Raw genomic sequence first — 26,822 nt, forward strand, 5'->3', positions numbered from 1 at the left:
TTGTGAAATATGACAAATGAAAAAGGGCACAACATGTGGTGGTCATTCTTCAATGGAGCGGGTGTTGGTGCAGGCCTGATCATCGCGATCGGAGCACAGAATGCCTTCGTGCTAGGCCAGGGGCTCAAGCGAGAACATCAATGGTGGGTCGCGGGGATCTGTGCGCTGTGTGATTGGTTGTTGATCGTCATCGGCGTATTGGGATTGGGCACGCTGATACAGCAATCTCCGCTGCTGATGAGTGTGGCTCGCTGGGGCGGGGTTGTGTTCCTGCTTTGGCAGGCGGGCAAGGCGATAGGGCGTATGTGTACGGGCGGTCAGCTCACGGCAACCAGTGCCCTCACGGCGAGTCTTGGCAAGGTAGTGGCAGCGACGTTGGCCATCACGCTACTCAATCCGCAGGTCTATCTGGATACCCTGGTAATGCTGGGGGCTATCGGTGCGCAACAGACATCGCCGGTCGGCTTCATCATAGGGGCTAGTCTGGCCTCGTCTGGGTGGTTCTTTGGCCTGGTGGCCGGTGCGGGCTGGCTGGCGCCACGCCTGACCAGTCCACGTGCTTGGCAGTGTATTGAAGCCTTTATCGCCATTATCTTGCTATGGGTGGCATGGCAGCTGGGAAGCGGTGCCTGGCTATAAGGCTGGCCTCCAAATCAACCGCCGATGGACGGCAAGACGTGAATGGCGAAGAGTCACGATAGTATGTGTAAAGAAAACATGACGATGTGTCATGTTGATGCGCCGCTACAACGGCCCTCATATAACGGGTTTCATGGTTGGCAGGTTTTCGTTACATGCATGGAGCCTGCAGGAGGCACGGCAGCATGAGAGTGCGCGTTAGCGGGCATGGGCAGAGCGGCGGGCAGGGCATAGATTGAGGTCACATATTCAGCGCAGACATTGGAGGAAGGGCGGAGAGAGTGAAGTGGCAGCGACCATGCTCACTCTTACTCTTACTCTTACGCCCACGCCCACGCCCAATGTCTGATCTGACGGCTTTTGTGCTTTTCCCTTTTTCTTGCCGGCTCATGTTTCGGCAGCCTGACACCTGGAGCGTCCCTCATGAATGCACCTGCGCGTATTGAACAGCACAACCCTATCGGCACTGACGGCTTCGAGTTTGTCGAGTTTACGGCGCCAGATGTTGCTGGCATTGCAGGGCTGCGCGCCTTGTTCAACCAGCTCGGCTTTACTGAGACTCGTCGTCATCGTTCCAAGCAGGTTTTCCTGTTCCAGCAGCAGGGCATCAATGTGGTACTGAACGCTGAACCCGACTCTCCCGCGGCGGCCTTTGCTACCGCACACGGTACGAGTGCTTGCGCAATGGCGTGGCGTGTCACGGATGCCGAGCAGGCTCATCGTTACGCCTTGGCTCACGGGGCACGCAGTGTCGTGCATCCGGTCGGGCCTGGCGAAGTGGGCATTCCAGCAGTGGAGGGCATTGGTGGCTCAGTGCTCTACTTTGTGGACCACAATCGTGAGCAATCAATTTACGAGACTGATTTCGTCGCCATTGAAGGCGCGGTGCCGAATAGCAACAGCGTTGGCCTGCATACGCTGGATCACCTGACCCACAATGTCGGCCGCGGACAGATGGACGTTTGGGCCGGCTTCTACTCCAGTATCGCCAACTTCCGCGAAATCCGTTATTTCGATATCGAAGGCAAGATGACCGGCCTATTCTCACGGGCCATGACTGCGCCGTGCGGCAAGATGCACATTCCTATCAATGAGTCTGCCGATGACAATTCACAGATCGCGGAATTCATTCGTGAGTATAACGGTGAGGGCATTCAGCATCTGGCGATGGCAACCGACGATATTTACGCCACGGTCAAAGCGCTCAAGGCTAATGGGGTCAAGTTCTTGTCTACTCCGGCGACTTATTACGAGAAGATCGATGCGCGGGTGCCGAATCACGAAGAGAAGGTCGAGGATCTCAAAGCGCTGAATCTGTTGGTCGATGGCGCGCCGGGCGAAGGCGTACTGTTGCAGATCTTTACCGAGACCGTGATTGGGCCGATCTTCTTCGAGATCATTCAGCGCAAGGGTAACGACGGTTTCGGCGAAGGTAATTTCAAGGCGTTGTTCGAGTCCATCGAGGAAGATCAGATTCGTCGCGGTGTATTGGACGCAGAGTGATAGTGAAGTTTTCCTGAGGATCAAGTGATGTTCAGATGAGTATTCAAGCTGAGTAACAGCGGATGACTACTCTTGCAAACGACAACGCCCCACCGAGACTCGGTGGGGCGTTGTCGTTACGGATGTCTCGGTAGGCACTGGTGATGAATGCTCAGGATGCCGTTGGTACGCGCTGGTGATCAATGACCTGGCGCAGCACAAAGCTTGAATGCACGCCGGTTACACCTTCGATACGCGTAATCTGCTTTAGCAGCAGATCGTGATAGTCGTCCATGTCCTTCACGACGACCTTGAGCTGATAGTCGGCTTCTTGCCCAGTGATCAGTAGGCATTCCATGACCTGTGGCAGGCTGGCGATCGTATCCTCGAAATTGGCGAAACGCTCAGGTGTGTGTCGATCCATTGAGATATGCAGCAGGGCCATCAGACTCAGTCCCAGCTTGCGAGCATCGATCTGAGCACGGTAGCCCAGGATCATGCCACTTTCTTCCAGAGCACGTACGCGACGCAGGCAGGGTGACGGTGACAGACCAATGCGCTCGGCGAGCTCCTGGTTGCTAATACGTCCTGAATGCTGAAGCTCATCTAGAATGCGACGATCAAAGCGATCCAGCGTAGGGAAAGTGATGTTCTGGCTCATTTTCGCAATCCATTAGCGGTGAATATGTGAATGGTAAAATAATCTGCTGTTAAGATGGCGATGTCATGTGATTTTCGCAATCGTCCGCCCTGATATGCGGCATATACTGTATTCACTGCTTGGCGACCTTTCAGGTCACTGCGCAATGTAAGCTGCCGGCGCTGGCCACACGCCTCTTTCGTTCGGTAAAGCGGTAAAGCAGGAGACTTCTGATCGAGACGGTCCTGCTGACAGGAATAGTGCGGTCACCCCGTCCTTTCTGCCTTGCCCGCTGTTGGTAGCCGTGATCCGGTGCCATGGTTTTACACAATCGAGCGGCCCGGTCCATGTGCACTCTGTCTTGGTCTTGCACGCTCTGGCTTATGCACTCTGACTTGCATATGCATTGTGGCTTGCTTGCCTGCGACGCTAACGGCAAGCTTTCAGAGACGAGACTCATAAGGCCCTCGTTACTTTACATTCACTCAGGCGCCCCTATTGGGACACTGCTGAGTGCGAAAGGTGCCATCGAATCACCATAATCAGGTGCCAAGACGCTACCTTGTTCACGCGCCCAGACCGCCAAGGATACGTTTATGATTGCTGCATCCACGCCAAGTGCTGCGTTCGACCACACTAAATATCGCCCCGTGACACCTGTGGCGCTGACCGACCGCCAGTGGCCGTCGCGTACAGTGACTCAGGCGCCGCTATGGGCCAGTGTCGATCTACGCGATGGCAATCAGGCACTGCTGGAGCCGATGACGGTCGAGCAGAAGAAACTGATGTGGAAGCTGCTGGTCAAGATCGGTCTGAAGGAAATCGAAGTAGGCTTCCCATCTGCCAGTCAATTGGACTTCGATTTCGTGCGCTGGTTGATTGAAGAGGATCAAGTGCCGGAAGGGGTCAGCATTCAAGTGTTGGTGCAGGCCCGTGAACACCTTATCGCACGGACTTACGAATCACTGATCGGGGCACGTGACGCGGTTGTTCACGTTTATAATTCAACGTCTACCGTGCAGCGTGAGCGCGTGTTTGAGATGGATCGCGAAGGCATCAAGGCCATTGCAGTAGAAGGTGCGCAATTGGTCAAGGACTATGCGGCACGCTATCCCGAGACGCGTTGGGTGTTCCAGTATTCGCCGGAGAGCTTCACTTCCACCGAGATGGATTATGCCGTTGAAGTATGTGAAGCAGTCATGGATGTCTGGCAGCCGACACCAGAAAATCGCTGCATTCTCAATCTGCCGGCGACGGTAGAAGTGGGTCCGGCCAATCATTTTGCCGATCAGGTCGAGTACTTCATCAAGCACCTCCGTCGTCGTGACTGCGCGATCATCTCGCTGCATACCCACAACGATCGTGGCGGCGCTGCGGCTGCTGCTGAGTTGGGCCTGCTTGCTGGTGCAGATCGTATCGAAGGCACATTGCTCGGCAATGGCGAGCGTACCGGCAACATGGATCTGATCACGCTGGCGATGAATCTCTACAGCCAGGGCATCGACCCGCAGCTGGATCTCTCCAATCCCGATGAGATCATCCAGGTCTACACCGAGTGCACCAATCTTCCAGTACACCCGCGTCATCCGTGGGTCGGCGAGCTGGTCTACACCGCCTTCTCAGGCAGTCACCAGGATGCGATTCGCAAGTGCCTCAAGAAGCAGCAGCCAGATGAACCGTGGCAGGTCGCCTACTTGCCGATCGACCCGCAGGATCTGGGGCGTGACTTCCAGGCGGTGATTCGCGTCAACAGCCAGTCCGGCAAGGGCGGCATGGCCTTCTTGCTTGAACGCGATCACGGCATCAACCTGCCGCGCTGGATGAGCCTTGAATTGGCACCGCACGTGCAGAAGGCCAGTGAACAGGTCAGTGGTGAGCTTTCCAGTCAGCAGATTCGCGATATTCTGGATGCCAGCTTCAAGCGCGAGTCCCCGTTAAATCTCAAGGGCTATCGTCTGGATCGCGATGGCGCTGAGCAGCTGACTGCCACCCTGGTGGATGAACATGGCGAGCAGATCTCGTTGGCAGGCGAGGGCAATGGTGCTATTTCCGCCTTCATGGATGCCTGGCAGCGCCATACCGGTTCCACGGTCAGCGTGGTCGATTATGGTGAGCATGCGCTCGGTGAGGGCAGTGATGCCGTCGCAGTCGCCTTCGTGATGCTGAACCTGGATGGCAAGCGCGTCTGCGGTATGGCGGAAGACGGTGATACCGTCAGTGCCTCGCTCAAGGCGGTGCTCTCGGCGGTCAATCGTGGCCTGGAAAGTAATGCTCGCAGTGAAGCTGAACGTGCCGAAGAGGCAGCGCCTGTATCGGTGTAATGAAACACGAAATGTGAAAATCCTGACGCCCGCTGCGAGATACGTCACAAAACATGTCTGAAATGCTTGTTTGGAGCACTTACAACACCCCCGTTCAGATGAACGGGGGTGTTGTGCTTCAAGCCAGGAGACATTGGTGCTCAAGCCAGCGGTGGCGCGGGGTTTGATGTGTTTCAGACCGCGTGTTCGGCAATGTCTCTGACGAGCAGTGATATAGACTTTTGTCGGAAGTTGTCTGGCTGTTCAACATCGGCGCTTGCACCGGTGTAATCCCTGCGTATCATCGCAGCACTCGCATAATGATAACGATCTGGTGGCAGACCGGATTCGAGAACACAACAATTCCAAGCGGTGCAAAGGCAGCCTCCCTGATGAGAGAGATAATGGATGTGTCCCCATCCTCCTCTTGTCGAGTATCGCCAGTGCACCTCTCGTTCAAAAGGTCCGCTAGAACAATCCACAACTACTCATCGGTATCGCATGATTCAACTTGATGCAATCACCACCCTGCTGCTGGCGGCGCTTGTCCTTGTCGTTGGCCATCTCATTGTCGAACGCGTGAGCGTGCTTCGAGAATTCAATATCCCCGAACCTGTGGTCGGCGGTCTTATCGCCACTGTCATCGTGACCGGCCTACGTGCCCTTGGTTATGAGTTCCAGTTCTTCGGTGGGCTGCAGACCCCCTTCATGTTGCTGTTCTTCGGTTCCGTCGGTCTGTCTGCTGACATACGGATGATTCGTGCCGGTGGCAGCAAGTTGGTGCTATTCCTCGCGTTGGTGATCGGTCTACTGATTCTGCAGAACCTGTTTGGCGTGGCCGTAGCCAGCCTGTTCGGTCTTGACCCGGTGCTGGGTCTACTCGGTGGTTCCATCACCATGTCCGGGGGCCACGGTACGGGCGCGGCATGGGCCAACGTCTTTGCTGAGGAATATGGCATCAATGGCGCCATGGAAGTCGCGATGGCGTGTGCCACCTTCGGGTTGGTATTCGGCTCGCTGATCGGTGGTCCGACAGCGCGTTATCTGATCAAGCGCATGAAGCGCGATGGGCAGGATATTGCCGCCCAGACCAGCGAATCTGAATACGATGAGAGTGAAGTCCAGCATCCGCTCAATACCGCCAATGCACTGAAGACGCTCTTCATGCTGCTATTGGGCGTGGTCTGTGGTCAGCAGCTGCAGAGTCTTGCGGCTGACACTGCCTTCGAGCTACCGACCTTCGTGTGGGTACTGTTCAGCTGTATCGTGATCGGCAATGTGGTGCGCACCTTTGGTGACAAGCATCTCAATAGCCATGCGGTCGACGTGCTGGGCAACATCTGCCTATCCGTCTTTCTTGCGCTGGCATTGATGACGCTGAAGCTGTGGGATCTTGCCAACCTGGCGTTGCCGATTCTGGCTATCCTGCTGGTGCAGGTGGTGCTGGTGTTCGTTTACACCACTCAAGTGACCTTCCGTTTGATGGGCAAGAACTACGATGCTGCGGTACTTGTCGCAGGTAACTGTGGCTTCGGCATGGGGGCTACGCCGACGGCGATTGCCAACATGCAGGCGGTGACCCAGCATCATGGCCCATCGCGGCTAGCCTTCATCATCGTACCGGTGGTGGGTGGTTTCCTGATCGATATCGCAAACTCGCTGATCATCAAGGGTTTCCTCGGTTTCTTCTAAGCCTGAGCGAATCTCCTGTAAAAAACGACAACACCGGACTCCAATGGAGTCCGGTGTTGTCGTTTTCAGGGACAGAAGACGAGCTTGAACGTTACATCCAGAAGGCCACGATAAGCGCGTAGGCCAGCAGAGTTACCACGACGGTACCTGCCAGGTTCAGGAAGAAGCCTGCGCGCATCATGGTTTGAATCTTGAGGTGTCCAGTGGCAAACACGATGGCATTGGGGGGCGTCGCGACTGGCATCATGAAGGCACAGCTCGCGGCGATGGCTGCCGGTACGGTGATCAGCAGCGGATCAATATCCAACGATAGTGCCAGCGCGCCGAGTAGCGGCAGGAAGGCGGCTGCCGTCGCGGTATTGGACGTGACCTCGGTCAGGAAGATGATCACCAGTACCACGATGCCCACGAGCCCGATGAGCGGTAGCACGCTGAAGATGGACAGTTGCGCGGCGATCCACTCCGCCAATCCGGAACTCTTGATGACCCCGGCCAGTGCCAGGCCACCCCCGAACAGCAACAGCACGCCCCACGGTAGATCACGCGCATCTTCCCACACCAGCAGGCGTCGCCCGCGTGCCGTGCCGGAGGGGATTGCGAACAGCAATACGCCAATCGCCATCGCAATGCCGGTATCCGACAGCCAGTCGAAGCCGGCCTGATTGATCAACGGACGGAACATCCACAGCAATGCTGCGGTGAGGAAGGCGATGCCCACACGTTTCTCGGCGCTGCTCATCGTGCCTAGCGCACCTAGCTCACGTGTAATCATTTGGCCGCTGTCTTGATTGGCCTTGAAGGTAAAGGGTGTGCGTGTCAGCCACCACCAGGTGATGGTGCACATGACGATCGCGACCGGCAGACCGATCAGCATCCACTGGGCGAAGCCGATCTCGATGCCTTGATCACTGGCCAGATAACCTGCCAGCAGCGCATTGGGCGGGGTGCCAATCAGTGTGGCGATACCCCCCAGGCTAGCGGAGTAGGCGATCGCCAGTAACAGGGCGGCAGCGTAGCGCTTGAGTTCCGGGTCGCCACTATCGCGTTCGTCCTTGCCACTGGACATCAGACTGACCACTGACATGCCGATCGGCAGCATCATGATGCTGGTGGCGGTATTGGAGACCCACATGCTGATGAAACCAGTCGCGATCATGAAGCCGGCGATCTGGCGGCGTGGCGAGCTGCCAGCCAGTTTCAGCGTATGTAGAGCGACACGACGATGCAGGTCCCAGCGCTGCATGGCGATGCCGAGCAGGAAACCGCCGAGGAACAGGTAGATGGTGGGATTGGCGTAGGCCGCGGTCGTGCTCTTGATGTCACTGATACCGAGCGCTGGTACCAGCACGATAGGCAGCAATGACGTCACCGGAATAGGCAATGCTTCAGTAGCCCACCAGGTCGCCATCAACAGGGCCAGGCCCACACATAGCCAGGCAGTCTCCGGCATGCCGCCCGGTGGCGGTGTCAGCCAGGTCAGCAGCAGGAATAGCGGTCCAAGGATTAGCCCGACACGAGCGGCAAGGGGCGCTTGTTGTGAATCAGGCGTAGGGCTTTCGCTTGAGCGATCAGTGGTCTGATCAGAAGAGTGGTCAGGCATGTTGACTCCAGAGAAGCCGTGCAGCCACGGACTTCCTCATCATGTTGTTCATATGGGTCATGATAGATGATGGCGATGTGCCAGTAAGGCGATATTGATGTTATTGGTCAGGTGTCTGTCGGATATTGGCGTGGGAGCTTTTCTCCGACGTGCGAGACCGCGCTATTATCTCAGCATTAGGCACCTGCTCACTACCCAATATTGGCGGTATCGAGCAGGTAGAAAGGTGAAATATCGACAATGCCCAATCGCAACGATATTCCGCTGGCTACGCTACCGGTTGCCGTCTGGCGACAGACGCTGTCGTCCACTGTGGACTTGTGAGCCACAAGGTCGGCAGGTAGGGTTAGCTGCCATGAAAAGGGTTGATGTAGCGCTGGGCGCTGCTCGACTGACGATCGCACGATTATATGCACAAGGAAGATGATTGATGATTCTGGTCACGGGTGGTGCAGGCTATATCGGGTCTCACACGGTATTGGCGCTCATGGAAGCCGGCCATCAAGTGTTGGTGCTGGATAATCTTTCCAACGCCAGTGAGGCATCTCTTGCGCGCGTGGCAACGCTTGCAGGGCGTGAAGTGCCTTTCGTTGAGGGGGATATCCGCAATGGTGCGCTGCTCGACAGCCTGTTCGAGCGTCATGATATCGAGGCCGTCGTGCATTTTGCAGGCCTCAAGGCAGTGGGTGAGAGTGTCGCCAAACCACTGGCCTACTACGACAACAACGTCAGCGGCACATTGGTGCTGTGTGATGCGATGGCGCGCGCTGGCGTCAAGCGTATCGTGTTCTCGTCTTCTGCCACGGTATATGGCGATCCGGCTTCTACGCCTATTCGTGAAGACTTCCCGACCTCTGCAACCAATCCCTACGGCCGCTCCAAGCTGATGGTCGAGGAAATGCTGCGTGATCTGGCGATTGCTGATAGCAGCTGGCGTATTGCGCTGCTGCGCTACTTCAATCCGGTCGGCGCGCACGACTCTGGCACCATTGGTGAAGATCCCAACGGCATCCCCAACAATCTGGTGCCCTACATCAGCCAGGTCGCGGTGGGTCGTCTGGATGAGCTGGCGGTGTTCGGTGATGACTATTCAACTCCGGACGGGACTGGCGTGCGTGATTACATTCATGTGGTAGATCTGGCAGATGGCCACCTCAAGGCGCTGGACTATCTAGCCGGTGATGCGCGTGATGGTGTGCATACCTATAACCTCGGCACGGGGACGGGCTACAGCGTGCTGCAGATGGTCAAGGCCTTCGAGAAAGCGAGTGGTCGTCCGGTGGCGTATCGTATCGCGCCGCGTCGTCCGGGCGATATCGCGGAGTGCTGGGCGGAGCCGGACAAGGCCTTCAATGAGCTTAACTGGAAGGCTGAGCTGGGGCTGGACCGCATGATGGCGGATAGCTGGCGCTGGCAGTCAAATAACCCTAATGGTTATCGCCAGTCGTAAGGTACTGACGGCAGTCAGGTTTCCGTCTATTAGAGCGGTCGCGATCAGCACTCGCGGCCGCTTTTGCGTATCATGTGCCACAGAAATCATGTGGACGTTCCTTTTGATTTACCGTGAGATTTATCATGCATCAGCTCACTATTGCGCTCGATCTGGAATCGCCCGGTATTAGTGGGTCAAATCATGAGCTTTGATGGGACGCCCTATGCCTGCTGATCGCCAACATCATGCAGCCACGAGTGATGGCAGAGTGAAGCGTGCTTTCAGGTGTCTTCGACATGGCCTGTTTGGCGTTCGCCCTCAGGCAAGTGTTGGAGGGGGACTGCTTGCCACTGTCGTGATGTCGTTGTTGGCAAGCGTGGTGCCACTGATCTATCACGGGCTGCTGGAAGGCGGCCTTATCCTGATCGGCAACTTGCTACTGTGGCCGTGCCTGCTGGCGGGCGTTCATAGGCGTGGCTGGCGCTGGTCGACGCTAGTGCTGATGGCGGCGCTAGGCATCAATCTCTCTGCCAGTGTCGTCAGTGCGGTCTACTATGATTCCCGCTATGGGTTGGCGTTTGCACTGAGCTCGCTGGATACCAGTCGCAGCGAATCGATGGCGATGCTATTCAAGTTTCCGCTGGCGCTTATCGTGCCGCCGGGCTTCTTTTTGCTGGCGCTGTCCTTGGCGAATCGCCATGGCGCAGGTTTGGCGCGCTCACGCTGGGCGAGACGTAGTGGAGTGATGTTTGTCGGCTGGATGCTGATGCTACTGGCGGGTAGCTGGCAGTGGGGGCGTGCGAGCGTTCCGCTGCCTATCACGATGTTGGCGGTGTCACCGGGCTGGAATCTGGCGACCACTTCGCATGCCTGGTGGGAAAAGGAGCGCTTCAAGGCACTGATGGCGGATGACTACGATTTCGGTAAAGTGACCCGCAGCCCTCGGATACCTGACGATGCGGTGTTCGTGTTGGTGATCGGTGAATCACAGCGGCGTGACCAGCTGTCTTTGTATGGCTATCCGCGCCCGACGACACCCAATCTTGATGCGCGACGCGAGCAGCTGGTCGTGTTCGATCAGGCGATCGCACCGGCGCCGCAAACAGTGTTGGCGGTACCGATGCTGGCTAGCTTGACCGACCCGCGTACCTTTTCGCCGCGCTATCTGGATGCCAACCTGATTGCGCTCGCCAATCAGGCAGGATTTCACACCGAATGGCTGTCGCGGCAGGGGCTTGATATCAGCTCTGAGCACACCTGGATCACTGCGATCGCCCGGCGCGCCGATATCGCGAAGACCATCATGAGTGATTACGATGATGGTCTGCTGGATGCGCTTGATGAGGCGTTGGCGCGTGACGTCAAGGGGCCGCGACTGATTGTGCTGCATCTCTATGGCAGTCATCCGCCGGCGAGCCTGCAGTATCCGGAAGCGCTACGTTATTTTCTGACACCGGACAGCACCAAACCACTGACCGATGCTTACGATGACAGTATTCGCTTTACCGATCAGGTACTGGAAGGTGTCTTCCAGCGCCTTGAAGGACATCCGGCTGGGGTGCTTTATCTCTCGGATCACGGACTGGAACATGATCCGCTCAACGATGCCTATGTGCATGGTGGTGATCGCCCCAGTCAGGCACCTTACCGCATCCCCCTGTGGCTGTGGCAGGCAGGTCAGGGGCCCAATCCGACGCGTGAAATGACGCGATTACGTGCTCACGCCGATGAGCCCTTTGCCAGCTTTGACCTTCCTTACCTGGCCAGTGATTGGATGGGAATCCATTTTTCGGGTAACAAGCCCTGTCTATCACCCTGGTCGGCTTGTTATCAGCCGCGTGCACGCCATCCTGTATTGGATCAGCTAGGTCGTCTGAATTTCTTTGAGAGTCTGCCGTCCGATTATCTTGCTCGCCCTCTGGCTCCAGGAGCTGAGGAGCTGGAAGAGGCGGTTCAGGCGACGACGCGGCTGTTGGAAAATCCTGGTTTCATGCCTGAGAAAGGCACCGAATTTGCAGTGCCGGGCAAGATTCCCGGGGCTGGCGTGACGCCATCGGATGTCTCGGCGCCGATCATGCTATCACCCCCTTCATTACCCTCAGAAACGCTCAAGGACTGACATGAACATCACTGTCTTCGGAACAGGCTATGTAGGCCTGGTCACTGGTACCTGCCTGGCGGATGTTGGCCATGATGTAGTGTGCATGGATGTGGACGAGGCCAAGATCGACGGTCTCAAGCGTGGCGAGATACCCATCTATGAGCCGGGCCTCGAGAGTATGGTGCTGCGCAATGTCGAAGCGGGGCGCCTTAACTTCACTACCGATGCCCGCCAGGCTGTCGAGCATGGCACTTTGCAGTTCATCGCTGTCGGCACGCCGCCGGATGAAGACGGTAGTGCCGACCTCAAGTATGTATTGGCCGTGGCGGGCACCATCGGTGAGTTCATGGATGGCTACAAGGTCATCATCGACAAGTCGACCGTGCCAGTGGGGACAGCAGACCGTGTCACCACGCGCATCGCCGAGGTGCTGAACGAGCGCGGTGCGATGCACGACTTTGATGTCTGCTCCAACCCGGAATTCCTCAAGGAAGGTGCTGCGCTGGAAGACTTCACGCGCGGTGCACGTATCGTGGTGGGTACTGACTCTGAGAAGGTTCGTGAGTGCATGCGTGAATGTTATGCGCCGTATAACCGTAACCATGAAAAGCTGATGTTCATGGACGTGCGAGCTGCAGAGCTGACCAAATATGCTGCCAATGCGATGCTGGCGACCAAGATCAGTTTCATGAACGAGATTTCCAATCTGGCCGAGCGGCTCGGCGCGGATATTGAGGAAGTGCGGCGTGGTATCGGCAGTGACCCGCGTATCGGCTACCACTTCATCTATCCGGGCTGCGGTTATGGCGGCTCCTGCTTCCCTAAAGACGTGCAGGCACTGGCACGTACTGCCAGTCAGGTCGGCTATGACGCTGAGCTTCTGCAAGCTGTTGAAGCCGTCAACAAGCGTCAGAAAGTCACGCTGTTCGAGAAGCTGTCACGCGCCTTCGATGGCGATCTCGCCGGCAAGACCATCGCAGTGTGGGGGCTGGCCTTCAAGCCCAATACCGATGACATGCGCGATGCGCCGAGCCGCACGCTGATGGAAGCGCTGTGGGCCGCGGGTGCCAAGGTGCAGGCTTATGATCCGGAAGCAATGAAGGAGTGCCGCCGTATCTACGGTGAGCGCGATGATCTGGTGCTGGTGGCTGACAACGTTCAGGCCGTCAAGGGCGCAGATGCGCTGGTGATCTGCACCGAGTGGAAGGAATTCCGCACGTTGGATGGCGAGTGGCTCAAGGCACAGCTCGGTTTCCCGGTCGTCGTTGACGGACGCAATCTGTTTGAACCTGCGGCAATGAAAGCAGCGGGCCTGATGTACTACGCCGTTGGCCGTGGGGATTCCATGCTGGCCGCGCGGGAGGCCTCGTGAACGAGGGACGGTCTGGAATCGGCAAGAAGCTTGCGGCTATTGCCATTCGGCAGGTCGAGAAAAATACCGGCGCCAGCCGTAACGCGTTTGAACAGGCGGATGCCTTGCGTGCGCTGGGCTATCGCGTAGTGATTCTGGCCGAGCGTGGCAAACCAGAGCTCTCGCGTCAGCACGGGGCCGAGCTGGTGCGCTTGTGGCGTTGGCCGCTGAAAGGTGCTTTCCGCCGCTTTTGGTTCAATCGTCGTGTACAGGCGTGGTCCAAGCGTCATGCGCCGAATCTCTTGATCAGTCATGGTGATTGCGAGAGCCCGGATACGGTCTATCTGCACAACTGCGTGCATCTGGCCTCGCAGTGCATACATGGCCGCGAGTTGCCAGACGGTCACGAGGTCGCGGCCATACACGATCACGTGCTCAAGGGAGGGAAGTTTCGTCAGGTGGCGGTCAATTCGCGCATGATGGGGGAAGATCTCATCAGTCGTTACGGCATTGCACGTGACAAGATCGAGATCAGTTACCCGGGCTATGATCCAGAGCAATTCACGCCCGAGCGGGCGCGTGCCGGACGCGCCGTCCAGCGTGAGTCACTGGGAGTCAGTGATGATGAGCTCCTGATTGGTCTGGTCTCTTCCGGTAACTTCACCAAGCGTAATGTGGCGGGTTTCGTGGCCATGGCGGCGCTGATGGAGCAGGCCTCACCGGGCCGGTACCGCTTTCTGGTCGTCGGCAAGGATAATGCCACGCCTTACCAGCAACAGGCGCGTGAGGTCGGTATAGAGGCACGTATGCTGTGGCGCTCGACTATCCCCGAGGTTGAAACGCTCTACGGCGCATTGGATCTGTTCGTATTGCCGGCACATATCGAAGAGTTTGGTCGTGTCGCGCTGGAGGCCATGGCCTGTGGTGCACCGGTACTGCTGAATGCGCGGGTCGGGTCTGCAGAGTTACTGGATAAGCATCCGCTGTTGGTCATGGCAGCTGAATCTACCGCTGAGCAATGGGCTGAGCGCTGTATCCAGTTGCTGGAAAGCGATGCGCAAGCGCTGGGAGAAACACTGGCGAATCTGGCTCGTGACTACTCGCATCAGGCGCAGAATCTCAAGCTCAAGGCGAGCTTTGAGGCATTGATGGCCGAACGCTAATGGCGCTCTTGTGATGCTAAAAGCCCTGTATCCATGACGATATAGGGCTTTTTCATGCTTGATGGCAGTGAATTGTCACAAAAAGGTTTATTGCCAGTGCTCGCCATGCTTGCCATCCGCTGTGTGATGATCTGTCTTGGGTGTCGTGCCTCCAATCCCTATACTCGTGGTTTGTTTTCTGCAGGAGAAAGGCATGTCTTTGAGCAGCAGCATTATCTTGATCGCTATCGCGCTCATTATCATCGTGGGTCTCGCGGTGTATGCGCTCAAGCTACGTGGTCAGGTCAAGGAGCGAGAGGCGTTGCAAGAGGAAGAGCTGACGCGAGCGCGGGCCAACTGCCTCGAGAGCCTCGAGACGATCGCGCGCGCCATGCAGGCAGGGCAGATTGATCTGGTCGAGGGGGGGCTTCGCTGCAAGGTACTGGTCGAAATTCTCGATACAACGCTTGCCGAGGATGAAGTGTTGTCTGCCTTCGGCATTCTGCATGGCCGTGTGGCGCACCTGCACACTCATTCAGCTCGCAAGGCATTGAGTCCGCGCGAGCGTCTTGCCGAGGATCGGGAGCGTATCGCCGTCGAGGAAACGCTCACTGAGGCGCTTCAAAAGGCCGCTGATCGCGTGCTTGAAAATATGGATTTCTGGCATCAGCACTATCTTGGCCGCAAGCGGCCGGTGGTGCCTGCTGACCTGGGCAGGGCCGTCTAGTGGTTGCGAGGCTAATCCTTGTGCGCTCTTATTGATCATTGTGAGGCGATCATGAACGTAACACTCCCCCTGCTGGGGACCTCTCTGGTGGAATTGCGTCACGCGTTACATCGCGAACCAGAGCTTTCTGGCCAGGAAGCGGCTACTGCTGCCTGTATCTCCGGCTGGATGAAAGAGGCTGGTGGCGAGGTGGTCACCGGACTCGGCGGGCATGGGTTGGCGGCTATCTTCCGAGGTGTCTTGCCTGGCCCTCGTGTCATGCTGCGCTGTGAGCTGGACGCGCTGCCTATTGATGAGGAGCCGCGTGGCGACTGGTCGTCGTGTCGCCCGCATGTGGGGCATCTGTGTGGCCATGACGGGCACATGAGCTGGTTGCTGGGCGTAGCGCAACGTCTTGCTGAAACGCCAGTCGCGCGGGGCGAGGTCGTGTTGTTATTCCAGCCTGCAGAAGAAACGGGAGAAGGGGCGAGGGCGGTCGTGCGTACCAGCGCATTTCAGGCTATCAGGCCCGATTATCTCTACTCCTGTCATAACCTGCCGGGACGTCCTCTGGGTGAAGTCAGTGTGCGTGACGAGGCCTTTACCTGTGCCTCGCGCGGCATGATCGTGCGGCTTTCCGGTTTATGTGCTCATGCGGCACACCCCGAAAATGGTCGTAGCCCTGCAATGGCCATGTGTCGAATCATGCAAGGACTGTCACGATTGCCGCTTCAGTTTGCGGATGAAACTGGCTTGGCGATGGTCACATTGATCCATGCGCGCCTCGGAGAAGTGGCTTTTGGCACATCCCCGGGAGATGCCGAAGTCATGGCAACGCTGCGTACCGAAAGCAATGACATGATGAAAGCACTGGCTGAAGCTGCTGTTTCTCTTGCGCGTAGCGAAGCAGAAGAAGACCGATTGGGGATTGAGGTCGACTGGTGTGATGTCTTCGAGGCGACCTGGAATTCACCGCAGGCAAACGACGTGATTCGCGAGGTAACTGCACAATTGGGGCATGATTGCGTCGAGCTTCTTCATGCTCACCGTTGGTCTGAAGATGTTGGCGTACTAGGCCGCGACTGCCATGCAGCCATGTTTACGCTCGGCGCTGGTGAAGAAATGCCAGGGTTGCACCACCCGCAATATGATTTTCCTGATACCCTGATCACGCTCGGCGTTGATCTCTTCGAGGGACTGATTCGTCAACACCTCGGGAGGAGGTGAGACAGGTCTTTTACAGCGTCTCTATAAAGATACAGATAGTGTCAAAGTTTTTCGACGTTGCAAAAAACACTGTTTTCCTTCAACGTATGCATGAGGATCGGTACCGTTTTCAAGGGAAACAGACCCGATCAGAGCTGGAAGGACGCACCTACATGTGCTTTCTTCTAAAGGGATGATGTTGCATGAAATTCCTTTCACCGTAACGAGTTCGGCTCTTATACTCGGAGCCGCTGCGTAACACCCCCGTTACATATAGCGCTGTGTTAAGAAGGAGTCTTACATGAAAAGATCTACGACTGGCTTGGTTCTGGGTTCTGCATTGGTTGTTGGCCTGTCCGGCTGCGCAAGCTCTGCTTCCCAGTCTTCATCTGCTGAGAAGCCCTGGTACAGCCAGCCGTTCGTCTGCGGTCTGGCCGGCGGCCTGATCGGTGGCGGCCTGGGTTACAGCGTCTCCGGCGATAGCGACGAAGACACTGGCGCTTCTCTGGGTGCTGTGGGCGGCGCAACTGCTGGTGCACTTCTGTGTGCTGACGATGCTCCGAAGTCCATGGACGACGATGGCGATGGCGTGCCGAACGACCGTGACGAATGCCCGGGTACTCCGGCAGGCGTCGCTGTTGATGCGAAAGGCTGCCCGCTGGACACCGACGGTGACGGCGTTGCTGACTATAAAGACCAGTGCCCGGGGACTCCGGCAGGCGTCACTGTTGATGCGAAAGGCTGCCCGCTCGATTCCGACGGTGACGGCGTGCCGGATTACCAGGACCAGTGCCCGAATACTCCGGCCGGTGCCAAGGTCAACGCTCTGGGTTGCGTCGCCGACCTCGTGCTGCGTGACGTGAACTTCGAGTTCGATTCCGCCAAGCTGACTGCCAACGCTGAGAAAGTGCTGAATGGCGTTGCTGCGAAGCTGGTCTCCAACGAGAACGTCCGTGTTCGCGTCGAAGGTCACACTGACTCTGTCGGCTCTGACACCTACAACAAGCAGCTGTCCCAGAAGCGCGCTGATTCCGTGAAGGCCTACCTGGCTTCCGAAGGCGTTGGCTCTGCTCGTATCGAAACCATGGGCTACGGCGAAGAACAGCCTGTTGCCGGTAACGATACTTCTGCAGGTCGTGCAGAAAACCGTCGTGTTGAGCTTGCCGAAGTTAAGTAAGCCATACGTCGTATGTTGAAACAGACAGGGCGCCTTCGGGCGCCCTGTCTGCGTTTGCGAGTGAGTGATCGAGTTTGGCCCGCCTGGCAGTGCCTTTACGCTTTTCTGATAGGCTGCTAAGGTCGAGTTCGTCCGTGACCGGATGGCTCCTGCGTCTTGCATTGTATGCGACAGCTTTGGCTGTTACAGGCAACGCAGGACTGACTCTCCAGGCATTGTAGGCCGGGGATAACGGGGGCCGTGGACTCGTGATGTGCTACACCCTTTTCGAGCCGACGCCGGTGGCGCTCGGCTAAATCCGTTTCACGTGACCCTTGGTAAGGGCCACCACTGAACGCAAGGAATTCTTCATGCCTATCGTTACTCTGCCTGACGGCAGCCAGCGTACTTTTGATACTCCGATCTCCGTGATGCAGCTGGCCGAGTCCATCGGTCCTGGTCTGGCCAAGGCCTGCGTTGCTGGAAAGATCAATGGAGTCGAAGTCGACGCCGCCGACATGATCACCGAAGATGCCAACGTCGCCATTCTTACGGCGCGTGACGCAGAGGGCCTGGAGGTGATTCGTCACTCCTGCGCCCACTTGATCGGTCATGCCGTCAAGCAGCTCTACCCTGATGCCAAGATGGCTATCGGTCCGGTCATCACTGATGGTTTCTATTACGATATCGACTTCGGTCGCTCGGTGACGCCGGAAGATCTTGAGGCCATCGAGAAGCGCATGAAGCAGCTGATCGATACCGAATATGATGTAGTGCGCGAATATGTGTCACGCGACCAGGCCATCGCCGCGTTCGAGACACGTAACGAGCCCTACAAGCAGGAAGTCATCGAAGGTATCGGTGAAGGCGATACTATTCGTCTGTACCACCATGAAGAATACACCGACATGTGCCGCGGTCCGCATGTGCCGAATACCCGCCATCTCAAGCACTTCCAGCTGCTCAAGCTGGCCGGCGCCTACTGGCGTGGCGATTCCACCAAGCCGATGCTGACACGCATCTACGGCACCGCATGGCCGGACAAGAAGCAGCTCAAGGCCTATCTCAAGCGTCTTGAGGAAGCCGAGAAGCGCGATCACCGCAAGCTGGCCAAGAAGCTTGATCTGTTCCACATGCAGGAAGAAGCACCGGGTATGGTGTTCTGGCATCCGAATGGCTGGACCATGTACCAGGTGCTCGAGCAGTACATGCGCCGTATCCAGCGTGCGAATGGCTATCAGGAGATCAAGACGCCGCAGGTGGTTGATCTTTCGCTTTGGAAAAAATCCGGGCATTGGGGACATTACAATGAGTTGATGTTCACCACAGAGTCCGAGAAGCGTGAGTACGCGGTCAAGCCGATGAACTGCCCGTGTCACGTCCAGGTCTTCAATCAAGGCCTGAAGAGCTACCGTGATCTGCCGCTGCGTCTCGCTGAGTTCGGCTCCTGTCACCGTAATGAGCCATCTGGTTCGCTGCATGGTCTGATGCGTGTACGTGGTTTTACTCAGGATGATGCTCACATTTTCTGTACTGATAATCAGATACAGACAGAGGCAGAAGATTTCATTCGTCTGACGCTTGAGGTCTATCGGCAGTTTGGCTTTGAAGACGTCGAACTGAAGCTCTCTACTCGCCCTGAATCCTACATCGGTGAGCCGGAAGCATGGGACAAGGCTGAAGCAGGACTGCAGGCAGCACTTGATGCTACCGGTCTGCCATGGGATCTTCAGCCGGGCGAAGGTGCTTTCTACGGACCGAAGATTGAATTCTCACTACGAGATTGTCTGAATCGTGTCTGGCAGTGTGGTACTCTACAGCTGGACTTCAATCTGCCTGAGCGTCTCAGTGCCCAGTTTGTCGATGAAAGTGGAGAGCGTCGCACGCCGGTTATGCTACACCGCGCGATTCTCGGCTCTTTTGAGCGCTTCCTCGGTATTCTGATTGAGCACCACGCAGGCGCGATGCCATTTTGGCTCGCCCCAGAGCAGGTCGTCATACTTAACATCACGGATTCCCAGGCAGAATATGCCAAGGATCTGGTCTCTCGCCTCGAGAAACATGACATCCGTGTCAAAGCAGACTTGAGGAACGAGAAGATCGGCTTTAAAATCCGTGAGCATACTCTGCAGAAGGTCCCTTACCTTATCGTCGTAGGCGACAAGGAAGTGGAAGCTGACGCAGTAGCTGTCCGTACCCGTTCTGGTGAAGACCTCGGTACCATGAGTGTTTCAGCATTCGTGGAACACCTGACGGAAGAACGAGTCTGACAGTAATGATTTTCAGCCAAACGGAGACGCAACGATCAAGCGGAATAATCAGCGCGGACGCCCCCAGGAAAAGCGGGCTCCCATCAATGACCGTATTCGTGCGGACGAAGTCCGCCTCATCGACGCAGACGGAGAGCAGGTTGGCGTAGTGCCAACGAAAGAAGCGCTCACCAAAGCCGAAGAGGCAGGGCTCGACCTCGTCCAGATTTCCAATGCCGATCCCATCGTCTGTAAGATCATGGATTACGGCAAGTTTCTTTTCGATGAAAAGAAACAGAAAAATCTGCAGAAGAAGAAGCAGAAACAAATCCAGGTCAAGGAAGTCAAATTCCGTCCTGGTACCGATGAAGGCGACTATCAGGTCAAGCTGCGCAACCTGATTCGCTTCATCGAAGGCGGAGACAAGGGTAAGGTAACCTTGCGCTTCCGTGGTCGTGAAATGGCGCATCAGGACATCGGCCGCAAGCTGATGGAACGAATCGCCGGCGACCTTGGCGAGCTTGTGGTCGTCGAGTCCTTCCCGAAAATGGAAGGCCGTCAGATGATCATGATTCTCGCGCCGAAAAAGAAGTGATCCATAGGCATTAAAACGGACATTTCAGGGTCACGCCTGCGGGCGTGATTCTGTTTTTGTCGGCCTTGGATTTTCTCAAGAAACCGAGCGGAGTTAAAACTCATGCCGAAGATCAAGACTAACCGCGGCGCTGCCAAGCGCTTCAAGAAGACTGCCAATGGCTTCAAGCACAAGCAGTCCTTCCGTAGCCACATCCTGACCAAGAAGTCGACCAAGCGTAAGCGTCAGCTGCGTGGCATGAAACAGGTTCACGCTGCAGATAAGGCGCTCATCCGCCGTATGCTGCCGAACCTGTAAGCCGTCCTTACCTCGGTCTACCTTTCTTAATATCAGGAGTACGCTATGTCCCGCGTCAAGCGTGGCGTCGTCGCACGTCGCCGTCACAAGAAGATCATGAAGCAGGCCAAAGGTTACTACGGAGCGCGTTCACGCGTCTTCCGCGTAGCCAAGCAGGCTGTCATCAAGGCCGGCCAGTATGCTTACCGTGACCGTCGTGTCCGTAAGCGTCAGTTCCGTGCACTGTGGATCGCGCGTATCAACGCTGCGGCCCGCATCAATGGCATGTCTTACAGCCGCTTCATTGCTGGCCTGAAGAAGGCCAATATCGAGATCGACCGTAAGGTCCTCGCCGATATCGCGGTTCACGAAAAAGCTGCCTTTGCTGCCATCGTTGAAAAAGCAAAAGCTGCCTAAGTGACCGGATCAGGTGCCATCGATGTCCTGGCAGCATCCTCGGATACTGTCTTGATAAGGCTAGCAAGGTGTACGCATCGAGCTGATCAGATGGCACTACGATGACGTGTTACGTCTCAGGGGAAGAGCAGCCGCTCTTCCCCTGTTTTTGTTTGGCACTCTCGAATAGTGGTACTGGCTGGGTGTGCCAGGCATTTATATTGATAAGTCTGGTTCCTTGTTCAGGAGCCAGACTTTGGCAAGAGCGTGATCGCTGACGTGTATCACCGTCGACGGGACGCTCTCCCTGCCGGCCTTATGGTCGGCGCGACTTCCGCTGATGGTGGGGCGACTCCCATCAGTGACTCAAGCGATCGGAGCTGAACGGATGGAACATCTTTCCACCCTGGTGGACGAAGCACGCACCGCGATCCAGGCGGCCGGAGACGTCCAGACCCTTGACGAGGTTCGGATACGCTTCCTGGGCAAGAAGGGCGAGATCACTGCATTGCTCAAGGGGCTGGGCAAGCTGTCTCCCGAAGAGCGTCCCAAGGCCGGTGAGACCATCAACGAAGCCAAGCAGCTGCTGAGTGGCGAGCTGGATGCGCAGCGTAATGCGTTGGAAACTGCTGCGCTCAATGCGCGGCTGGCCTCGGAGCGTATTGATGTGACCCTGCCGGGACGTGGTGAGCCGGTTGGCGGCCTGCATCCGGTCACACGCACGCTCGAGCGTATCGAAAGCTTCTTCTCGCGCATTGGTTACGGTGTCGCGGAAGGTCCGGAAATCGAAGACGATCATCATAACTTCGAAGCGCTGAACATTCCTTCGCATCACCCGGCGCGCGCGATGCACGATACCTTCTACTTTGATGCCACACGTCTGCTGCGCACGCACACATCACCGGTGCAGGTACGGAGCATGAAGGCCAGTGAGCCGCCGCTGCGCATCATCTGTCCAGGGCGTGTGTATCGTTGCGACTCCGATCTGACACATACGCCCATGTTCCACCAAGTGGAAGGTTTGCTGGTTGACGAGAATGTCAGCTTTGCTGACCTCAAGGGAACGGTAGAAGAATTCCTGCATACCTTCTTTGAGCGTGATGACCTGGAAGTGCGCTTCCGTCCGTCCTACTTCCCGTTCACTGAGCCGTCCGCTGAAGTCGATATTCAGTGCGTGATGTGTGCCGGCGATGGTTGTCGCGTTTGCTCTCACACAGGCTGGCTTGAGGTGATGGGTTGCGGCATGGTTCATCCGGAAGTCTTCCGTCACTCCGGTATCGACAGCGAGCGCTTCCGCGGCTTCGCTTTCGGTATGGGTGTGGAGCGTCTAGCGATGCTGCGTTACGGCGTCAACGACCTGCGGTTGTTCTTCGAGAACGATCTGCGTTTCCTTCGCCAGTTCAGCTAGGCATTCACTCACGTATCGCGCCCTGAGGGCGTGGACTTACGGAACAGGACAGCAAGATGAAATTTTCCGAACAGTGGCTGCGTGAATGGGTGTCGCCGGAGCTGACGACCCAGCAGCTAGCCGACCAGATCACCATGGCAGGCCTCGAAGTCGATGGTATCGATCCGGTAGCCGGTGAGTTTTCCGGCGTCGTCGTGGCTGAGGTCATCTCTCGCGAAGCACATCCTGAAGCAGATCGCCTTAATGTCTGCCAGGTGAATGACGGTTCTGATGAGCCGGTGCAGGTCGTGTGTGGTGCGCCCAATGTGGCGGTGGGTCAGAAGGTGTTGTTCGCACGTGTCGGCGCGAAGCTGCCGGGCGACTTCAAGATTCGCAAGGCCAAGTTGCGCGGTGTTGAATCCCGCGGCATGATCTGCGGTGCCTCTGAGCTGGGCCTTGAAGATGATGCCTCTGATGGCATCATGGTGCTGCCAGCAGACGCGCCAATCGGTCGCGACGCGCGTGAGTGGTTGAAGCTCGATGACAATGCCATCGAGGTCGATCTGACACCGAATCGTGGTGACTGCCTAAGCGTCAAGGGGCTGGCCCGTGAAGTGGGTGTGCTCAATCGCCTTGCCGTGACTGTACCGGCCATCGCGCCGGTGACAGCTGTGATCGATGACACCTTCCCGGTGACCGTCAGTGCGGCACAAGGCTGCCCGCGTTACCTGGGCCGTGTGGTCCGTGGTGTCAATGTAGCGGCGACTTCTCCGCTGTGGCTGGAAGAGCGACTGCGTCGTAGCGGCATTCGCAGCATCGATCCAGTGGTCGACATCACCAATTATGTGCTGCTTGAACTCGGTCAACCGATGCATGCCTTCGATCTGGCGTGCCTGAGCGGTGGCATCGACGTACGCATGGCAAAAGCCGAAGAGCCGCTGACGCTGCTCGATGGCCAGGAGATCGCCCTGCGTGACGATACCCTGGTCATCGCTGATGAGAATGGCCCGTTGGCCATTGCGGGCGTGATGGGCGGTAAGGGTAGCGGTGTGAGTGCTGATACTCAGGATATCTTCTTCGAAGCTGCCTTCTTTGCTCCGCTGACGATTGCCGGCAAGGCACGTAGCTATGGCTTGCATACTGACAGCTCGCACCGTTTCGAACGTGGTGTGGACGCCCAGCTGCAGCGTGACGCCATGGAGCGTGCGACTGCCTTGCTGATCGAGATTGCTGGTGGCCAGCCGGGCCCTGTCATTGAAGTGGCCAGTGATGCTGAGCTACCCAAGGCGGCTGTCGTTGGGCTGAGTGCAGCCAGCGTCGAGCGCATGCTGGGCATGGCGTTGCCGAATGACGAGATCGTCGAGATTCTCGAGCGTCTGGGCATGCAGATGCGTGCCGATGGCGATGGCCAGTGGCAGGTCGTGGTGCCGAGCTGGCGTTTCGATGTCAGTATCGAAGCTGATCTGATCGAAGAGCTGGCACGCATTCATGGCTATAACAATCTGCCGGTCAGCCGTCCGAATGCACGTCTGACGCCAGCGGCTTCCCACGAGGCGACTCAGCCGCTGACGAGTCTACGTCGTCAGTTGGTGGCGCGTGGCTATCAGGAAGCGATCAGTTATAGCTTCGTCGCACCGGAGCAGCAGAAAGCGCTGGATCCTGACGGTGTGGCGCCGGCGCTGGCCAACCCGATATCCAGTGATATGGCTGTCATGCGCAGCTCACTATGGCCGGGCCTGGTCAAGGCACTGAGCCATAATCTCAATCGTCAGCAGTCACGCGTTCGTCTTTTCGAGACCGGTCTTGTCTTCCGTGGTGAGCTGGATACGCTCGAGCAGACCCCAATGGTCGGCGGTCTGATTAGCGGTGCACGTTTGCCGGAAGGTTGGAATGGCGGTCGTGACAAGGTGGATTTCTTCGACCTCAAAGGTGATGTTGAAGCGCTGCTGGCATTAGGTGGCAATCTCGCAGCATGGCGCTTTGATGCGGCTGAGCATCCAGCGCTGCATCCTGGGCAAAGCGCTCGTCTGTTGCTCAATGATGAGCCGGTGGGCTGGATGGGGGCTTTGCATCCTGCCACGCGTGCCGAACTTGGCCTGAAGGTTGAGGTATTCGTCTTCGAAATTACGCTTTCCGCTGCCTGTGCGGGTCGCTTACCGCGTTTCGCACCGTTGTCGAAGTATCCGGAAGTTCGTCGCGACCTGGCTTTCGTGGTGGAAGAGGGTGTGCATGTGCAGTCGCTACTCGACGCTATTCGTGCTCAGGCTGGGGAATGGTTGACAGATTTGCGTCTATTTGATGTTTATCAGGGCCAGGGGGTAGCCGATGGTCACAAGTCGCTCGCTCTAGGCTTGACCTGGCAGCATCCTTCGCGCACGCTCAATGATGATGAAATCAATCAGTTAGTCGATGCGATCGTCACCGATAGCCATACACGCTTCGGGGCGGCGCTGAGAGCATGAGTCGCCACTTGAACGAGGGAGCGGACATGGGAGCATTGACCAAGGCGGAACTCGCCGAGCATCTGCATTCAGATCTTGGCATGTCCAAGCGCGAAGCCAAGTCGATGGTAGAAGTCTTCTTCGACGAGATTCGTGGCTGCCTGCGTGAGAACGAACAGGTGAAGCTGTCCGGGTTTGGCAACTTTGACCTGCGTGACAAGCGCGAGCGTCCGGGGCGAAACCCCAAGACCGGCGAGGAGATTCCGATCTCTGCGCGTCGCGTAGTGACCTTCCGCCCAGGCCAGAAACTCAAGGCCCGCGTGGACGAGTACGACGGCGAAGGCCATACGCATCAGCGCCTGGATGAGCACGACGACCATGATGATCACGATGATGATGACCACTAGCGTCGTTGGCTAAATCTGCTTGCCGCTCCATGGGTGACGGATTCTGTCGACTCATATCATTCAACAGCCCCGACGCATTGCGTCGGGGCTGTTGTCGTTTCAGAGCGTTATTAATGTCATTTCAAGCCATTTTAGAGATCAGTACCTGGTGTTGTAGAGCGGGCAAGCATCAGAGTTGTCACCGTTGCGTTAGCCAATGGAAAGCTCCGTGCGGGCATAGTTGATGCCGTGATGTTTGCGTGTCGCCAACAGGTAGCCAAGTGCCAGCGGCCCAGTGCGTCCCAGCAACATGGTGATGATGATGATCAGTTGCCCGGGAGTCGACAGCTCAGGCGTCAGCCCCCGACTCAGGCCGACGGTGCCAAAGGCCGAGACGACCTCGAAGGCCAGCGTCAGGAAGTCATGATTCGGATCGGTGATGGTCAGCGCAAATAGCATGGTGAAGATCAGCAATATTGCCGTCAGTGCCACGGCAATGGCTTTGAAGACCGTCTCGTCGCCGATGCGTCTGCCATGTAGTGAAGGAGATGCTTCTCGGCGTAGGAAGGAGCGAGTCGTCAACAGCAGCACTACAAAGGTGGTCAGCTTTATTCCGCTTGCGGTAGAGCCACTCCCGCCACCGATGAACATCAGTGCCATCGTCCACAGTGTGCTGGCGTGAGTCATCGCAGAAGTATCGATGACGCTGAAGCCAGCCGTGCGTGGCGTGACCGCGGTGAAAGCGGCGGCAAGTACGCGTTCACCCTGATTGGCCATTCCACCCAGTGTGCCGGGATTGCGCCATTCCAGTGCCAGAATCACCACCAGACTCAGCAGATTAAGTATGACAGTGGCCTCGAGAACAAGCCGTGTCTGCACCGAGAAGCGAGACGGTTGCAGTAGTACACGCCAGCCATATTCACGGCGTCGCTCGCGAAGTTCTCCAATGACGGCAAAACCAATGCCACCGGTCATGAACAGCACACTGATCACGCTTGTCACAAGCGGATTGGTCGCTTCCCGCAGTAGGCTATTCGGCCACAAAGTGAAACCGGCATTGTTAAAGGCCGAGATGGAATGGAAGAGGCTAAGCCACAGTCCGTGACGCCAGCCGTAGATTGGCACCCAGTCAATCGCTAGTAGCAACGCGCCGGTCAGTTCTAGTGTCAGGGCAAAGGCCGTGATGATCTTGAGCAGGCGGGCGATCTCGCGCGAGCTACTGCGATTCAAGGCTTCGCGTACCAGGCTTGCCTGGTGCATGGGCAGGCGCTGCCCGAGCATCACGAGTGAGAGGGCGGCGAGGGTCATGAAACCAAGGCCGCCCAGCTGGATCAAGATCATCACTACTGCTTGACCCGAGAGAGTGAATTCGCTGAGTGGCGTGACGGATAGTCCTGTGACAGTGACCGCCGATGTCGCTGTAAAGAGTGCCGACAGCCAGCTCAGGCTTTCATGGTGCATACCGGGCAGCTTGAGTAGTCCGGCACCGAGCAGACTGAGCCCGAGAAAGCCACCGAGCAGTATTTCCGGTGGTGACAGATGAATGATCGGGCCACGTGGTGAGCGTGTCAGTGGGCGCAGGTAACGTCGATAATGATGCCTCATCGTAGTAGGCCAGCGAGTGTGTTGTCAGAGAGCCCTGACC

General features: G+C 57.0%; 21 protein-coding genes. 18 read left to right on the forward strand and 3 right to left on the reverse strand.

Annotation, left to right across the window (positions count from 1 at the left end; genetic code table 11):
* Window positions 1–33: 33 nt before the first annotated feature.
* Together CFN46_RS05640 and hppD are read left to right on the forward strand one after the other, a co-directional pair.
* Window positions 34–639, forward strand: coding sequence for a LysE/ArgO family amino acid transporter (locus CFN46_RS05640; RefSeq protein ID WP_088742919.1), 606 nt, complete (start codon window positions 34–36; stop codon window positions 637–639).
* Between the two features lie 423 nt (window positions 640–1,062).
* Window positions 1,063–2,142 carry a 4-hydroxyphenylpyruvate dioxygenase gene (hppD, locus tag CFN46_RS05645; protein ID WP_088742920.1) on the forward strand — a complete coding sequence of 360 codons (1,080 nt, stop codon included), beginning with the start codon at window positions 1,063–1,065 and terminating at the stop codon, window positions 2,140–2,142.
* A 151-nt stretch (window positions 2,143–2,293) separates the two neighbouring features.
* On the opposite strand, the gene CFN46_RS05650 is transcribed toward hppD, so the two are convergent.
* Window positions 2,294–2,782: an Lrp/AsnC family transcriptional regulator gene (locus CFN46_RS05650; protein ID WP_024953411.1), complete on the reverse strand. Its 489-nt coding sequence runs from the start codon at window positions 2,780–2,782 to the stop codon at window positions 2,294–2,296.
* 575 nt (window positions 2,783–3,357) lie between these two features.
* Between CFN46_RS05650 and CFN46_RS05655 the strand changes: the two genes are divergently transcribed.
* Together CFN46_RS05655 and gltS are read left to right on the forward strand one after the other, a co-directional pair.
* Window positions 3,358–5,082, forward strand: coding sequence for a 2-isopropylmalate synthase (locus CFN46_RS05655; protein ID WP_088742921.1), 1,725 nt, complete (start codon window positions 3,358–3,360; stop codon window positions 5,080–5,082).
* A 480-nt stretch (window positions 5,083–5,562) separates the two neighbouring features.
* Window positions 5,563–6,753, forward strand: a complete 1,191-nt coding sequence (gene gltS / locus CFN46_RS05660; protein WP_024953409.1) for a sodium/glutamate symporter — start codon at window positions 5,563–5,565, stop codon at window positions 6,751–6,753.
* Between the two features lie 91 nt (window positions 6,754–6,844).
* On the opposite strand, the gene CFN46_RS05665 is transcribed toward gltS, so the two are convergent.
* Complete coding sequence (locus CFN46_RS05665) at window positions 6,845–8,353, reverse strand: DASS family sodium-coupled anion symporter (protein WP_024952313.1); 1,509 nt, start codon at window positions 8,351–8,353, stop codon at window positions 6,845–6,847.
* A 427-nt stretch (window positions 8,354–8,780) separates the two neighbouring features.
* Here CFN46_RS05665 and galE point away from each other — a divergent pair, with 427 nt between their 5' ends.
* The 14 genes from galE to ihfA all read left to right on the forward strand — a co-directional run bounded on the left by galE (window position 8,781) and on the right by ihfA (window position 25,198).
* Entirely contained in the window at window positions 8,781–9,803 is a 1,023-nt protein-coding gene (galE, locus tag CFN46_RS05670; RefSeq protein ID WP_024952312.1) for a UDP-glucose 4-epimerase GalE, read from the forward strand.
* Window positions 9,804–10,053: 250 nt separating this feature from the next.
* The gene (locus CFN46_RS05675) at window positions 10,054–11,904 is read left to right on the forward strand and encodes a phosphoethanolamine transferase (RefSeq protein WP_176426415.1); all 1,851 of its coding nucleotides are present in this window, start codon (window positions 10,054–10,056) and stop codon (window positions 11,902–11,904) included.
* A gap of 1 nt (window position 11,905) precedes the next feature.
* Window positions 11,906–13,258 carry a UDP-glucose/GDP-mannose dehydrogenase family protein gene (locus CFN46_RS05680; RefSeq protein WP_088742923.1) on the forward strand — a complete coding sequence of 451 codons (1,353 nt, stop codon included), beginning with the start codon at window positions 11,906–11,908 and terminating at the stop codon, window positions 13,256–13,258.
* A complete protein-coding gene (locus tag CFN46_RS05685; protein WP_254918418.1) occupies window positions 13,255–14,400 on the forward strand; it encodes a glycosyltransferase family 4 protein in 1,146 nt (381 codons plus the stop codon). Before CFN46_RS05680 ends, CFN46_RS05685 begins: the two co-directional genes overlap by 4 nt.
* A gap of 193 nt (window positions 14,401–14,593) precedes the next feature.
* Entirely contained in the window at window positions 14,594–15,106 is a 513-nt protein-coding gene (locus CFN46_RS05690) for a DUF2489 domain-containing protein (protein WP_088742924.1), read from the forward strand.
* Window positions 15,107–15,157: 51 nt separating this feature from the next.
* A complete protein-coding gene (locus tag CFN46_RS05695; protein ID WP_024952308.1) occupies window positions 15,158–16,312 on the forward strand; it encodes an amidohydrolase in 1,155 nt (384 codons plus the stop codon).
* A gap of 280 nt (window positions 16,313–16,592) precedes the next feature.
* Complete coding sequence (locus tag CFN46_RS05700) at window positions 16,593–17,468, forward strand: OmpA family protein (protein WP_024952307.1); 876 nt, start codon at window positions 16,593–16,595, stop codon at window positions 17,466–17,468.
* Between the two features lie 350 nt (window positions 17,469–17,818).
* Window positions 17,819–19,717 carry a threonine--tRNA ligase gene (gene thrS / locus CFN46_RS05705; protein ID WP_024952306.1) on the forward strand — a complete coding sequence of 633 codons (1,899 nt, stop codon included), beginning with the start codon at window positions 17,819–17,821 and terminating at the stop codon, window positions 19,715–19,717.
* A 34-nt stretch (window positions 19,718–19,751) separates the two neighbouring features.
* The gene (gene infC, locus CFN46_RS05710) at window positions 19,752–20,291 is read left to right on the forward strand and encodes a translation initiation factor IF-3 (protein ID WP_084488080.1); all 540 of its coding nucleotides are present in this window, start codon (window positions 19,752–19,754) and stop codon (window positions 20,289–20,291) included.
* Between the two features lie 102 nt (window positions 20,292–20,393).
* The gene (gene rpmI, locus CFN46_RS05715; protein WP_024952304.1) at window positions 20,394–20,588 is read left to right on the forward strand and encodes a 50S ribosomal protein L35; all 195 of its coding nucleotides are present in this window, start codon (window positions 20,394–20,396) and stop codon (window positions 20,586–20,588) included.
* 45 nt (window positions 20,589–20,633) lie between these two features.
* Window positions 20,634–20,984, forward strand: a complete 351-nt coding sequence (rplT, locus tag CFN46_RS05720) for a 50S ribosomal protein L20 (protein ID WP_024952303.1) — start codon at window positions 20,634–20,636, stop codon at window positions 20,982–20,984.
* A gap of 367 nt (window positions 20,985–21,351) precedes the next feature.
* The gene (gene pheS / locus CFN46_RS05725) at window positions 21,352–22,371 is read left to right on the forward strand and encodes a phenylalanine--tRNA ligase subunit alpha (protein WP_088742925.1); all 1,020 of its coding nucleotides are present in this window, start codon (window positions 21,352–21,354) and stop codon (window positions 22,369–22,371) included.
* A gap of 56 nt (window positions 22,372–22,427) precedes the next feature.
* Entirely contained in the window at window positions 22,428–24,812 is a 2,385-nt protein-coding gene (gene pheT / locus CFN46_RS05730; protein ID WP_024952301.1) for a phenylalanine--tRNA ligase subunit beta, read from the forward strand.
* A gap of 26 nt (window positions 24,813–24,838) precedes the next feature.
* Window positions 24,839–25,198 carry an integration host factor subunit alpha gene (gene ihfA / locus CFN46_RS05735; protein WP_024952300.1) on the forward strand — a complete coding sequence of 120 codons (360 nt, stop codon included), beginning with the start codon at window positions 24,839–24,841 and terminating at the stop codon, window positions 25,196–25,198.
* A gap of 189 nt (window positions 25,199–25,387) precedes the next feature.
* On the opposite strand, the gene CFN46_RS05740 is transcribed toward ihfA, so the two are convergent.
* Entirely contained in the window at window positions 25,388–26,782 is a 1,395-nt protein-coding gene (locus CFN46_RS05740; protein WP_024952299.1) for a TrkH family potassium uptake protein, read from the reverse strand.
* Window positions 26,783–26,822 lie beyond the last annotated feature (40 nt).

Source organism: Cobetia sp. QF-1 (genome assembly GCF_002213105.1).
Classification (GTDB): Bacteria; Pseudomonadota; Gammaproteobacteria; order Pseudomonadales; family Halomonadaceae; genus Cobetia; species Cobetia crustatorum.